The organism is Mesorhizobium intechi (assembly GCF_002879535.1).
Taxonomy (GTDB): Bacteria; Pseudomonadota; Alphaproteobacteria; order Rhizobiales; family Rhizobiaceae; genus Mesorhizobium; species Mesorhizobium intechi.
The window spans coordinates 1-12,725 of record NZ_PNOT02000013.1 but is presented as its reverse complement, the minus strand read 5'-3'; the positions used below and the strand labels follow the sequence as shown (position 1 = coordinate 12,725).

General features: G+C 61.6%; 11 protein-coding genes and 1 pseudogene. 2 read left to right on the top strand and 10 right to left on the bottom strand.

Annotated elements, in window-relative coordinates:
• Positions 1-510: 510 nt before the first annotated feature.
• The 5 genes and pseudogenes from C1D09_RS00870 to C1D09_RS00850 all read right to left on the bottom strand — a co-directional run bounded on the left by C1D09_RS00870 (position 511) and on the right by C1D09_RS00850 (position 5,861).
• A pseudogene (locus tag C1D09_RS00870) lies at positions 511-1,227 on the bottom strand (amino acid ABC transporter ATP-binding protein).
• An 83-nt stretch (positions 1,228-1,310) separates the two neighbouring features.
• Complete coding sequence (locus C1D09_RS00865; protein ID WP_208760328.1) at positions 1,311-2,399, bottom strand: amino acid ABC transporter permease; 1,089 nt, start codon at positions 2,397-2,399, stop codon at positions 1,311-1,313.
• Between the two features lie 2 nt (positions 2,400-2,401).
• Complete coding sequence (locus tag C1D09_RS00860; RefSeq protein ID WP_143972551.1) at positions 2,402-3,517, bottom strand: amino acid ABC transporter permease; 1,116 nt, start codon at positions 3,515-3,517, stop codon at positions 2,402-2,404.
• A gap of 66 nt (positions 3,518-3,583) precedes the next feature.
• On the bottom strand, positions 3,584-4,618 hold the full coding sequence (locus C1D09_RS00855; RefSeq protein ID WP_143972549.1) for a transporter substrate-binding domain-containing protein: 1,035 nt from the start codon (positions 4,616-4,618) through the stop codon (positions 3,584-3,586).
• A 34-nt stretch (positions 4,619-4,652) separates the two neighbouring features.
• Positions 4,653-5,861 carry a trans-sulfuration enzyme family protein gene (locus C1D09_RS00850; RefSeq protein WP_143972548.1) on the bottom strand — a complete coding sequence of 403 codons (1,209 nt, stop codon included), beginning with the start codon at positions 5,859-5,861 and terminating at the stop codon, positions 4,653-4,655.
• A 79-nt stretch (positions 5,862-5,940) separates the two neighbouring features.
• Here C1D09_RS00850 and C1D09_RS00845 point away from each other — a divergent pair, with 79 nt between their 5' ends.
• Positions 5,941-6,846, top strand: coding sequence for a LysR family transcriptional regulator (locus C1D09_RS00845; RefSeq protein WP_143972547.1), 906 nt, complete (start codon positions 5,941-5,943; stop codon positions 6,844-6,846).
• A 28-nt stretch (positions 6,847-6,874) separates the two neighbouring features.
• Here C1D09_RS00845 and C1D09_RS00840 read toward each other — a convergent pair whose 3' ends face one another.
• Positions 6,875-7,744: an MBL fold metallo-hydrolase gene (locus tag C1D09_RS00840; protein ID WP_143972546.1), complete on the bottom strand. Its 870-nt coding sequence runs from the start codon at positions 7,742-7,744 to the stop codon at positions 6,875-6,877.
• A gap of 103 nt (positions 7,745-7,847) precedes the next feature.
• Positions 7,848-8,888, bottom strand: a complete 1,041-nt coding sequence (locus tag C1D09_RS00835; protein ID WP_143972545.1) for an EscU/YscU/HrcU family type III secretion system export apparatus switch protein — start codon at positions 8,886-8,888, stop codon at positions 7,848-7,850.
• 91 nt (positions 8,889-8,979) lie between these two features.
• Between C1D09_RS00835 and C1D09_RS00830 the strand changes: the two genes are divergently transcribed.
• Positions 8,980-9,777 (top strand): tetratricopeptide repeat protein, encoded by a 798-nt coding sequence (locus C1D09_RS00830; protein WP_246135615.1) that lies wholly within the window; start codon positions 8,980-8,982, stop codon positions 9,775-9,777.
• A 176-nt stretch (positions 9,778-9,953) separates the two neighbouring features.
• On the opposite strand, the gene C1D09_RS00825 is transcribed toward C1D09_RS00830, so the two are convergent.
• The 3 genes from C1D09_RS00825 to C1D09_RS00815 all read right to left on the bottom strand — a co-directional run.
• Entirely contained in the window at positions 9,954-10,403 is a 450-nt protein-coding gene (locus C1D09_RS00825; protein WP_143972543.1) for a hypothetical protein, read from the bottom strand.
• Positions 10,404-10,415: 12 nt separating this feature from the next.
• Complete coding sequence (locus C1D09_RS00820) at positions 10,416-11,771, bottom strand: type II and III secretion system protein family protein (protein WP_143972542.1); 1,356 nt, start codon at positions 11,769-11,771, stop codon at positions 10,416-10,418.
• 48 nt (positions 11,772-11,819) lie between these two features.
• Positions 11,820-12,725 (bottom strand): FHIPEP family type III secretion protein (locus C1D09_RS00815; protein ID WP_208760327.1); only part of this gene is annotated, 906 nt, incomplete at its 5' end.

Here is a 12,725-nt window from a genome sequence, read left to right as displayed (position 1 = left end):
GCAACGCGAGATGTCCGCGTTGGGCCACTGTGAGTCACACCGGATTGAATGTCCGTTTTCGCATTTTTGGCCGCCCTAAAGCCGCCAGTCCGGGTCTCGGCCCCACGCTGCCTGTCCGCTTTGCGCCTCATGTCGGTCATTGCGCCCGCCCGTGATGTCCCGCAGAAGCGGACATCGCCGGTGTGAACACGATGCGGGCGTTCTAGCCCTGTGAGACGGAGGGGCCATCGCGGCATGGATACGATCGGCGCCGTGGCCGGACCGCTTTTTTCGTGCCGCAAATTCTGATCAACAAAATCAAAAGTTAGCTCGCAGGTTCAAATCGCCCGCAACCAACCTTCTGTTCGTTGTGCATCTTGAGATCAGGTGGTCCGCGAACCTGGCCGGCGAGGAGAATTCTCTCTTGATGACGCGAATTCTGCCCTTCTATTTTCATTCTCGATAGCATCCGCGGATCGGATTTTTGGTGTGTGAGTTGAATCGCGGAAACGCGTCATTCGCGAAAGCGATTTAGTTCAGGATCTGGCTCAGAAATAGCTTGCTGCGCTCGTGGCGAGGGTCGGAGAAGAAATCGGCTGGGGGGCTGATCTCTACGATCTCTCCCCGGTCCATGAAGATGACCTGGTCGGCGACCTGGCGGGCAAACCCCATCTCATGAGTGACGCACAGCATGGTTATGCCGTCCTGCGCCAGCGAGATCATGGTGTCGAGCACCTCCTTCACCATTTCCGGGTCGAGTGCCGAGGTTGGCTCATCGAACAGCATGATCTTCGGGCGCATGCAAAGCGAGCGCGCGATCGCCACGCGCTGTTGCTGACCCCCCGAGAGTTGACCGGGATATTTCTGCGCCTGTTCCGGGATCTTGACGCGTTCGAGATAGTGCATGGCTACCTGCTCTGCCTGCTTACGCGGCATCCTTCGCACCCAGATCGGCGCTAGCGTCAGGTTTTCCAAGACAGTCAGATGCGGGAACAGGTTGAAGTGCTGGAAAACCATGCCAACGTCGCGGCGGATTTCGTCGACCTTCTTCAGGTCATCGGTCAAATCAACGCCACCCACGATGATCCGGCCTTGCTAGTGTTGCTCAAGCCGGTTGATGCAGCGGATCATGGTCGATTTGCCCGAACCCGATGGCCCGCAGATCACCAGCTTTTCGCCGCCGCGCACAGTGAGACTGATGTCACTAAGCGCGCGGAAGCCTCCATACAATTTGCTCACGCCGATCATCTCGATAGCGGCTGGCGTCTCCGGGACCTGGTTAGACCGCGTGGGTCCGACAACAGGCATGGAAGGCAGCATCATTTGATTTCCTAGTGAGCGGCTGGGCCGCGCCGCTCGAGAAAGTCGGCGAAGCGGGCGAACGAGAAGGACAGCGCGAAGAAGATCGCACCGATGAAGAGGAAGGTCTCGGCAGCGGGGGAGGGCCATTCCGGATCAGCCAGTGCCGCCTTGCCGGAGCTGATGAGGTCGAACAGCCCGACGACAAGCACCAGGCTGGTGTTCTTGATCATGACGATGATGGTGTTGGCGAGCGCGGGGATCGCTATGCGGATCGCCTGTGGGAGGATGACGAGATATTGCGTCCGCCAGAAGGGCAGACCGAGCGCTGCAGCCGCTTCGTACTGTCCTTTGGGAATGGCCTGTAGGCCGCCGCGGACCACCTCGGCAAGATAGGCAGCGGCGAAGACGGTGAGCGCGACAAGCGCACGGGTAAATTTGTCGGGCAGCAACGCCTCGGGCAGAAACAGCGGCATCATGATTGACGCCACGAAGAGGATAGAGAGGAGCGGCAAACCGCGCACCGATTCGATCAGTATCACGGCAGCGGTCCGCAACACCGGCATGGTTGAGCGCCTTGCCAGCGCGAGCAGGATGCTGACGGGAAAGGCGACCCCGATCGCAACCACGGTGAGGATTAGCGTCACCGGAAGGCCGCCCCAGGACGAAGTGGGCACTTCGGTCAGACCGCAGCCTCCACCCATCAGCCAGAAGATCAGCGCGAGCGCCGCTACCCAGACCGCCAGCAGGCGAGGCGTCCAGCTTGCAGGCCGCACCGACCAGGCGAGCAGTGCGAGAATCATCAGGCAGACTGTCGCCGGGCGCCAGCGTTCGTCGAGGGGATAGATACCGAAGAGGAGCTGGCCGGATTTTGTGTAGATGAAGCTCCAGCAGGCGCCGGTTGCCGCCCGGCAAGCCTTTGGATCAGGATCGAACAGAACCGCATCCATCACCGCCCAGCGCATTATGGCCGGCACCGTGACGACGAGCAGTCCTCCGAACACCAGTGTGAGCGCGGCATTCAGTGGCGTGCCAAACAGCAACTTGGCAAGACGCATCACCCCGCTGAGTCGGAGCTGGGCGGGCGGTGCGTCAGCGGAAATGGAGAAAGGCATGGCCATGTTCATCGCTCCACGATGGCGATACGGCGGTTGTACCAGTTGGCCGCGCTCGACAGAGTGAGGTTGAGGGCAAGGTAGACGCCAAGGATGATGAAGACGCCTTCGATCGAGTGGCTGGACTTGCTGATGATCGTGTTCATCACCGCGAGGAAATCCGGATAGCCGACGGCGATCGCGAGCGTCGAATTCTTGACGACGTTGATGTACTGGCTGTTGAGCGGCAGGACGATCACTCTCAGCATTTGCGGGATCACAATCAGGCGCAGGATCTTGCCGCGCGGCAGCCCAAGCGAATGACCGGCGTCCCATTGGCCGCGACCGACCGACAAGACCCCGCCGCGAACGATCTCTGCGACGAAACCGGTAGTGTAGATGGTCAGACCGATCAGGATAGTGCTGAGCTCGGGAGTGAGTTCCGCGCCGCCATGAAAGTTCGATCCTTTGAATACTGGAAGGTCGACCGAGAAGCGAATATCGGCGAGCCAAAGGCCTGCCACCGCTGTCGCCAGGGCGGCAAGCGCCGCCAGCGGCGACAATCGCCCCTTTCGCATGGCTATCCAACTGGCGACGGCGGCCGCCAGGGCCAACGCGACCACGAGCAGTCCTGTAGTTCCAACGTCGATGCTGACGCCCGGAACTTCCAGGCCGCGCATCGAGGCATAGACACCCGGCAAGGGGTTGAGCGCCTCGCCGACCGGCGGCAGGACTTTCCACCACAGCGAATAGAGGAAAATAAGCAGGACGATTGGCGGCGTATTGCGCGCCAGCTCCACCCATACCCGGCAGCTGCCGGCGGCAAGGGGATTGCTGCTCAGACGGGCGATGCCGACAAGCAGACCGAGCACGGAGGAGAACATGATGACAAGGGCGGAGATGAAGACGGTATTGGCCACCCCGGTCACGATCGCCCAATAATAGGGGTCTCGAGTTCTGTAGGTGAGTATGGCTTCCGAGATGACAATCCTGGACGGAAGCTTCAGGAAGTCGAAGCCGATGGGTATCCCGCGCGCCCTGAGATTGGCGAACGTCGTGGTAAGCATGAGCGCGAGGAAGCCGACGAAGAAGACGACCAGGGCGCCCTGGATGAAAATCGATCTGGTCTTGGCGTCACTTAGCATGCCGGCCTCGGAGAGGTTCATGTGTCAGCAGGGAAGAGGGCGCCGCCCGCCCCCTTCCGTGAAGGCTCAATCCCACGGGAAGGGATAGTTGAGGCCGCCGTCCTTCCATAGGGCGTTCAGGCCGCGTTCGACCTTGAGCGGGCTGTCCTTGCCCAGATTGCGGTCCCAGATTTGGGCGTAGTTGCCCATCTGCTTGATGACGTTGTAGACCCATTTGTCGTCCAGCCCGAGCGGCTTGCCGAAGCCAGGTTCCTCGCCCAGCACGCGCTTTACCTCAGGGCTTCCGGAGGCAAGCTTCTCATCGATATTCTGCGATGTGATGCCATTGGCTTCAGCCCAGAACAGGGCATTGAGCGTCCAGCGCACGACGTCGAACAGCTGATCGTCACCGCGAGCGACCGCGACGCCGTTGGGTTCTGCGGCATTGCCGACCTTGATGATGTCGTAGTCGTCGGGATTCTTGGCCACGGACGCCCGCTGTCCGGCCGCCGCAGTGCCATCTGTGACATAGGAATCGCAGCGCCCGCCGAAGAAGGCATCGCGCGCCTGAATGGTCGAGTCATAGTAGACCTTCTTCATCGTGATTCCGAACTGGTCCTCGGTCTCCTCGATCGCCTTCTCCGTCAAGCTACCGCCGCCCTGCAGGCAGACGGTCTTGCCGTCGAGCATCTTAGCCTCGGTAATGTTGTCTGCCTTCCGCACAAGCAGGCCATCCGTGTCGTAGAGATTGATCCATACGAAGCGGACGGTCGTATCTCGGCTATAGGTGATGGTGGACGTGCGCGACAGGATGTCGATCTCGCCGGTCTGCAATGCAGGAAGCCGCTGGCCGGCATTGAGCGGCACGTAGCGGATCTTGTCCTTGTCGCCGAGGATAGCGACCGCGAAAGTGCGGCAAATATCGGAATCGAAACCGCGATAATAGCCCTTCTCGTCAGGTCGTGAGAGGCCCGGCACACCCTGGCTGGCGCTGCAGCTGACGTAGCCGCGCTCCTTGATCTTGTTGACGACGGCCTGCGCGTTCGCGTCGCCGAGCCCGGCGGCGAGGCCAGCGAGCCCGATCGCAACGCCTGTGAGCCATTTCAAACCGTTACCCTTCATGTTCATTCCCCTTGTCGTTGAGGTTGTTGTCAGTTTACGTCCTGGCGTCGACCATGACGGTTTTGCCCTGCCGGCTTTCGGCAAATAGATCGAAGGCTTGAGAAAGATCGGCAAGGAGATCGTCGATCGCCTCGAGGCCGATCGATAGACGCCAGACGGGTCCGGGCTTCAGCCAGCCCAGGCTGGTCCGACCCTTTCGGGGATCGCTCACGGCGATCAGCGAATGCACGCCACCCCAGCTCGCGCCAAGCCTGAACAGGCGCAAACGCCGCAGGATCTCCGCCTGCACGGGCGCCCGGTCAGGCCGCAAGACGATCGAGAAGACACCCGCCGAGCCGGTGAAGTCGCGCTTCCAGACGGCATGCCCAGGATGGGTTGGCACGCTTGGATGCAGGATCTGCGCGACTTCCGGGCGTCCTGACAGCCATGACATGACCTCTTGCGCCGTGGCTTGGGCATTGCGCATGCGCACCGGCATCGTCATCAAGCCGCGCTCGCAAAGCGCGCAATCCTCCGGCGAGACCCCGTAGCCCAGGAAACGCGCTGTGTCCTTCAGGCGCCGAAACAGCGCCTCGTCATGCACAGCGACCGAGCCCATCAGAAGATCGCCATGGCCGCCTGCATGTTTGGAGAGGGCCTGCATCGAGATGTCGACACCGCGGGCGAGGGGCTTGAAAAACAGATGCGAGGCCCAGGTGTTGTCGGCTGCCACAAGCGCGCCAGCTTGATGGGCCGCAGCCACCACCTGCGGCACGTCCTGCACTTCGAAGGTGGCCGAACCCGGCGATTCCACCCAGACCAGCCTCGTTCGCGGATCGATCAGTTTCGCGATGCCCGCGTCAAGCCTTGGGTCGTAGAGAGTGGCCTCGATGCCGAGCGGGGCGAGGAAGCGGCCGATCATGTCACGCGCCGGGCCGTAGAGCGTCTCAGGGATCAAAACGCGCTCACCGCCGCGGCAGGCAGTCATGGTTGCCAGCGTTATGGCTGCCATGCCTGACGGCACGACGAGAGCGCGTGACCCGCCTTCCAGCTTGGCAATGTGATCTTCCAGCTGGCGACTGGTCGGCGTGCCATAAAGCCCGTAGCTGAAGCCGTCGTAAAGACGCTCGATGCGACGCTCGAATGACTCCAGATCGTCGAAGACAACCGTTGAGGCGCGCTCGACCGCCATCGCCATCGCCTGGAATGGCTCCGCGGAGCGCTTGGGAGGATGTACATGTGAGGTGTCGTCGCTCAGGGTCATGAAGTGACCTTAGCCAGCCGACCCATTGCCTTCCATGGCCGGAACGATAAAGTCCATTCGTTTTTGATATGGACTAGCAATGAACCTGCGCGACATTGACGTCTTCAACGCCATCATGATCGCACGCGGTGCCGGCGCGGCGGCAGCGTTGCTCGACACCTCGCAGCCCGCCATCAGCCGGTCGCTGGCAAAGCTGGAGGCCGAACTGGGTTTCAGGCTGTTCGACCGTATTCGCGGCAGGCTGGTGCCGACACGCGAAGGCGAGTTGTTCCATGCCGAGGTGAAAGCCAGCCTGGTCGGGCTCGACCGGCTGAAGCTCCGCGCGGCCCAGATCAAGGAGGTCGGCACTGGGACCATCCGCATTGCCAGCCTGTCGGCGCTCGGTCATGGGCTGGTGCCACGCGCCATCGTGGCCTTCTCGCGCCGTCATCCGCAGGTCCGCATCAGCTATCAGGTTCGCACGTCGAATGTCGTGCGCGATCTGGTGGCTTCCGGCAGTTTCGATATCGGCCTGGCTGCGGACGAGGTTGATACGAGTGGCGTGCTTCACAGCGTCTTTACCACCCCACATGCGGTGTGCGTGATGCCGAAGACCCATCGGCTGGCACGGAAGTCCACGATCACGCCGAGCGACCTCGCGGACGAACCGTTCCTGGCATTGTCGCCTGAAGATACGGCGCGTGTTGCGATGGACAAAATTCTTGCTGAACACGGCGTGCGGCCACGAATATTGGTCGAGACCCCCTATGGTCTGACCATCGCCATCCTCGCGGCGAAGGGCATGGGGATCGGCCTCGTCAATTCCTCCGTCATTGCCGACCGCATGATCGAAGGTATCGTCGCCAGGCCATTCGAACCGGCCGTCCATTTCCGCGCACTGATCCTGCGCCCGCCCGACGGCATCAATTCGACGCTGATCGCCGAGTTCACCGCCGAGCTCTATGCCGCGCGCAACGCGCTGTCGAGCGAGGTCTATGAAAGATGAATCTGTTTTCGCCTGGGCAGGTCGAGCGCTACGAACCCCAAACCGATCCTGGCAGCGCGTCGAGCGGAATGCTTAGATATCGCCGACCGTTTTCTTCGATCGGAGGTAGTTCACCTCCGCGGATATTGACCTGCAGCGCATGCAAAATGAGCTTCGGCATGGGCAATGTCCTGTCGCGCGCCTCTCGAAGTCTGATGAAGCCGCCTCGTGATTGGCTGGCGACATGCGGGTTCTTCTGCTTCTGCTCCGCCACCGAACTCTCCCACAGGGCCTGGCGCCCTCCCGGCCTGTAATCATGGCCGGTAAAGAGTCGGGTCTCGCCGGGTAAGCTCAAAATGTCCTGGATGGACTGCCACAGATCAGCTGCGCTGCCGCCTGGAAAATCTGCGCGGGCAGAGCCGCTATCGGGCATGAAAAGCGTGTCGTGAATGAACGCCGCGTCGCCGATGACATACGTAATCGACGCCAATGTGTGGCCTGGCGAGTGCATCACGCGGGCTTCCAGCTCGCCAATCTTGAAACTCTCGCCGTCGCCAAACAGCCGATCCGATTGTGAGCCGTCGCACGCGAGATCCGGCCAATTATAGAACTCCCGCCAGATCTGCTGCACTTGCTTCACGCGCTCGCCGATCGCTGTCGGCACGCCGGTTTTGGCCTTAAGATAACCCGCGGCCGAAAAGTGATCCGCATGCGGATGGGTGTCCAGGATCCAGTCGAGCTTCAGATTGTGGCTGTTGATGTAGTCGAGGATCGTGTCCGCATTTGTCGTTGCCGTCGAGCCAGACTTTTCGTCGAAATCGAGGACGGGGTCGATGATGGCGCATCTTCGCGAGCGCGGGCATGCAACGACATACTGGATGCTGCTCTCGCGACCGGTTTTCACAGCGAATGCAAGCATCGCCTTCGTCGCTCCGTATCGCCCAAACAAATTGACGCGACGGTACGACTGCCACTAAGCATTATGCACCGACCGGCTGATTTTGCGTAACTGGGCGCCAGCCTCATGTGAGGCCATGCCGGACGAGATGGTGAACGACCGGCGAAAACATCTGCTGGCCGATATAGGACCCCATGTTCGTGTTTTCGAAGAGTGCCTCGGCGAGGGCGCCATCCTCGACCACCGGGATACCGGCCTGGCGCGCTTGAGCCACTATTTCGTCGGAGACGCGCCCCTGACCCTTGCCGACGACTGTCGGCACCGGCGTTTCGCCCCTGATGTAGCGCAACGCCACGGCCCGGTCACCGGATGCGAAGACGAGGACCGCATTTCTCACACCCAGCTTCGCCGGCCGTATCACCGCCTCGCGCCGCTGCCGCTGCTGCTCATGGCGGATCAAGGGATCGCCTTCGAGATCCTTATGTTCGCGCTTATACTCGGTTGTCGTCATGCGCATGTCGCGAAGAAACAGCCAGCGCTGAATAGGGACATCGATCACGCCGATAACGATGAAAGCCAGGCTGGCGGCGATTCCCAAAGGTGTCAGGACTGCTTTGATCACCGGGCCCAGGCATGACGGACCGCAACCCGGCACGTCGAAAAGCGGCTGCAGCCATGTGATCAGAACGAAGACGAAAAGGCATGCCAGCACGATCAGCTTGATCAGGCCCTTGGCGAATTCGATGACGTTGCGGAGCGACAGGATCTTCTTCAAGCCCTTGGTCGGGTTTATGTGATCGAACTGCGGTTTAAGCGGCTCGAACGAGAGGACCGGCCCGAACGTTCCCAGCATACCGAAGACCGCGGTGAGAACGACAACGATGCCGACCAGCGGCGCCGTGGCGAGCATCAGCAGCGAGAAAAAGTGACGGACCGCGCGCAGGCTGACGTCCCCGAACGAACCGCCGGGAACGGTCACGGTCTGCACCAGTTCCGAAAGGCGACTAAAAAGCATCGGCCAGGAAAAATATAGATAGGCGAGCGCCGCGAAGAACGTGAAGCCCGAGATAAGGTCGCGACTCTGGGGAACCTGGCCTTTGCGGCGCGCATCGCGCAGCTTCTTGTCGGACGCCGGTAGTTTCTTTTCCTCAGCTTCTTCGGCCATGTTGCAATCTTACCGCACTGTTGTGGTTCCAGTACGCCCATTGGCTGTGTAAGGTGGCGCCGGGCTTGAATACAGAGAGGTGGATATGCGGTTGAATTTCGTATTCCTGCCTGTGGCCATTGCGCTGGCGCTGTCCGCTTGCCAGACGGCCAAAACCGGCTCGATCAACGCTGGGGCCCAAGGTCCGTCCTCGCAGTCGGACCGGCTGATCAAGCTTGCCGACGATATCGATGCGCGCGGGGAAAGTGATACCGCGATTGCGCTCTACCAGCGTGCGGCAACGATGCCGGACGCCAAGGCGGGCGCGTTCGTCAAGGCGGGCGATGCCTATATGCGGGCCGGATATCCGGCCGATGCGGCCAAGGCCTATCAGGCCGCGCTCGCAAAAGCCCCCAATGACGGAAGGGCGATGCTTGGCCTTGGCTCGGCTATGATTGAGGCGGGCGACATAGATGCCGGCATGCGCGCGCTCGCGCAGGCAGCGCCTCTGGTCAACACCAGCGCCGCCTATAACCGTTTGGGCGTGGCGCAGACCTTTGCCGGCCAGACCGCCGAAGCGCAGACGACTTTCGCCCAGGCATTGAAACTTGCGCCCGGCGACCTCGACGTCGAGACCAACATGGCGTTGGCGGCGGCCCTTGAAGACAATTCCGCCGCGGCACTGCCGCTGGTGGAGAAGATTGCCGCCGCACCCAATGCGCAATTGCACCAGAAGCGTAACGTCGTGATGGTCTATGGACTTCTTGGCCAGCCCGATCAGGTCAAGGCTTCGCCGCCTATCGGTCTGACGACCAAGGAGGTGGCCACCTTGCTTGCCCGCGCCAGAGCCATCCGGTCGAAGGGCAGCACGCAGGCCAAAGCCAAGGCACTCGGCTCCATCCTGAGCTAGAGCAACTCCGGGAAAAGTCAGAAGCGATTTTCCATCCGGAATCGCGTTTGATAGGGGATTTAGCCGTTTCGGTGACGTTGCGATCTGTTCTGGCGCGTTGCGGCGCAAATCCTGGGCCGATCTTTCACCAAGCTCGACGCGTGGAGCGCTGCTACGGGCGCGGAGTTGGCGCCGGCTCACTCGACGGGCAGCGTTGTTTGCGGCGTCGCCGGTGCAGTGTTAGCTCCACCAACCGGCGACTCCTCGCCATCGAGGTAACGACGGGCCGCGCGCGCCGTCGGCGCCGCCGGCGCCGCTCCCATGCGCCGGCCTTCGACCAGATCGCGTTGGCTTTCGGCCATGCGCTGAAGATTGTAGGCGTTGGCACAGCCGGATGGCAGGTGAGAGCCGACGCCGGAGACGATCGTCAAATCCGTCCTGGCGGCTGGATTGTCATCATCGGCCGGCTCGGTCAGGCATGCGTTGGGAGCCACAACGGAGCCGCTCACGCCTTTTTCGGAGCCGCCTGCCTCGGTCGAAACATAGCTGTAGCCGGGCGAATAATCTTGCCGCTGTTGCGGGCTGTGCATGCAGCCGGCCAGAAAAAGCGCAGGAACAACAGATGAGAGAGCAATGCGCAGCGTCATGGTCGTTCCCCGCTATTTGATGATCAGACCGGTCGCCGACGCGTCTTTGGCGCGCTTGCGACTGAGACGCTTGGCAGCCGGGCGGTCGAGCGGCGTGGCGAGGCTGTCACGAACCGGCGCCACCAGATAGGGCGTAATCAGGATGACCAGTTCGGTCTCCTCATGCTGGAACCGCTGCGATTGAAAAAGCGGCCCAAGCACGGGCACGTCGCCAAGAACCGGAAATTTTTCCAGGTTGCGCGAAGTCCGCTGCTGGAAAAGCCCGGCGATCGCAAAGGTCTGGCCGCTTGCCACCTCCACCGTCGTGTCGGCTCTTCGGACCACGAAGCTCGGCATGGCAAAGCCGTTGGCGCTTACGGAGCCCGAATCCGACAAAGAGCTGACCTCCGGCTGGACGTGCAGCGCAATGCGATTGCGGCCGATGAGCGTTGGAGTGAAACCGAGAGAGACGCCGAACGGTTTGTATTGAATGGTCGTGACGTCTGATCCCTGCGCGATAGGCACAGGAATCTCGCCACCAGCCAGAAAGTTCGCCGTCTGTCCGGTCACGGCGGTCAGGTTCGGCTCGGCCAGAATCTTGACGACGCCGTTGCGTTGCAAGGCTTCGATGAGGACGTCAAAATTGAGGCCGTGCGCCTGGTCGAGGCTCAGACCGAAATTCCCGTCACCGCTCGAAGGCACGCCATTGTCCTGGAACATGTTGAATTCGAAGCCGCCACTCTTGTATCCGACGGACCAGTCGACACCGTAGGATTGCAACACCGTGCGCGAGACTTCGGCAAAGCGGACCCGGATGTTGACCTGCTGCGAGCCCTGCACGGTCATGTTGTTCAGCGGCGGTGTTTGCGGCGGCGAGAACGTTCTTGCGACATTGTCCAGATCCTTCGCCTCGTCGACGCCCCGCGCCTCGCCGGTGATGACGATGCGGGTTCCGAAAATGTGGAGATTTGTCGCCGAATTCGGCTGCATCGTATGCTTGGCCTCAGTGGCGGGTGTGACGTCGGGCGTGACGCGGAACTGAGCCGTCGCCTCGATCCGCTCATCGGCCGTGACCGCAATCAGATTGGTCAGGCCCGGCTTGAGACCGAAGACATAGACCAGACTTGGCGACACGATCTGGAGGTCCGCGATCGTGGTGTCCGCGACCAGGACGGACTCGACCGGCTCATTGAACCGTAGCAAGCGTCCTTGCCCGACCGGCAGATCGAGGCTTGGCTTGCTTGGCAGGGGCGATGCATTCTGCGCCGCCGCGCCGGCGATTGTGAGCAGCAGGGCCAGCAATACACCAACCATCGCGATAGCGAGCCGGCGCATATTCGTCCGCCCGGCGGCGGATCGAACGCCTGCCGCGGTATCGTGATTCGTCATCCCGTTCCTCTCCTGAACCCCCAGATGTCCCCATTCGTCCGACCGCCGTTACGAGGTTGCCTCCTGCGCGGCTTTCGCCTGAGCCGACGGCAGCGCCTGGGCGCGCGCGCCAGCCCTTGCGCTGCGGCCGGTAATCGTGGCCAGCGGCTGGACGTTGAATTCCTGCGCCAGTTCCTGGAAGGACAGAACCGGAAGCTCGATGGCATTGTGTGCTAGCAGGCTGCGCAAGTGACGGCGCACGTCCATCGCGGCAAGCACGACTGGCGAGACATCGGCGGAACTGTGCGCCAGCGCCCGCTCGATTTCGCCGACCAGAGCCTGCGCGTCGTCGTCGGAAAGGTTTAGGAATGTGCCTGTCGATGTGCTTTGCACCGCGTTGCGCAGAATGTCCTCCGCGGACCGCTGCAACACGTATGCCGCGATGATGTTGTTGCGGCCGGCGCAGCGGAAGCTGATCTGGCGCTTCAAGGATGTGCGGACATATTCCGTCAGCAGGATGACGTCTTGTTCGCGCTGACCCCATTCGATCAGTGCTTCGAGAATCAGGCGCAGATTGCGGATCGGCACATTCTCGCCGACGAGCCGACGAAGCACTTCCGCGATCTTCTGCAGCGGCGCGATCTCCTGCGCCTGCCGGACAAGATCCGCATAGTCCGGCTCCATGTCCGACAACAGCCGGCGTGTCTCCTGAATTCCGACGAAATGGCCGGCATAGAGCCGAAGTGCACTGCCGGTCCACTTGGCCGCTGTTTCCGCGGGCGTGGAGAAGTTGAAACCAGCGTCTTTGAGCGCCGGGATGTCGTGGTCATCGACCCATGCGAATTTCCGCTGCCCGGCAATCGCGGCGGCTTTTTCGTAAGTCACCTCGAGCAGGTCGAGGTGCGTCAGGTCAGCTTCGACGAGAACACGGCCAGCGGGGATTTCGGCATCCAGGATGGGCGCGCCTTCCAGATC

Bases quoted from the DNA above. Each gene is read 5' to 3' on its own strand.
- C1D09_RS00865 (WP_208760328.1), bottom strand. From the start codon at position 2,399: ATGGCCATGCCTTTCTCCATTTCCGCTGACGCACCGCCCGCCCAGCTC.
- C1D09_RS00860 (WP_143972551.1), bottom strand. From the start codon at position 3,517: ATGCTAAGTGACGCCAAGACCAGATCGATTTTCATCCAGGGCGCCCTG.
- C1D09_RS00855 (WP_143972549.1), bottom strand. From the start codon at position 4,618: ATGAAGGGTAACGGTTTGAAATGGCTCACAGGCGTTGCGATCGGGCTC.
- C1D09_RS00850 (WP_143972548.1), bottom strand. From the start codon at position 5,861: ATGACCCTGAGCGACGACACCTCACATGTACATCCTCCCAAGCGCTCC.
- C1D09_RS00845 (WP_143972547.1), top strand. From the start codon at position 5,941: ATGAACCTGCGCGACATTGACGTCTTCAACGCCATCATGATCGCACGC.
- C1D09_RS00840 (WP_143972546.1), bottom strand. From the start codon at position 7,744: ATGCTTGCATTCGCTGTGAAAACCGGTCGCGAGAGCAGCATCCAGTAT.
- C1D09_RS00835 (WP_143972545.1), bottom strand. From the start codon at position 8,888: ATGGCCGAAGAAGCTGAGGAAAAGAAACTACCGGCGTCCGACAAGAAG.
- C1D09_RS00825 (WP_143972543.1), bottom strand. From the start codon at position 10,403: ATGACGCTGCGCATTGCTCTCTCATCTGTTGTTCCTGCGCTTTTTCTG.
- C1D09_RS00820 (WP_143972542.1), bottom strand. From the start codon at position 11,771: ATGACGAATCACGATACCGCGGCAGGCGTTCGATCCGCCGCCGGGCGG.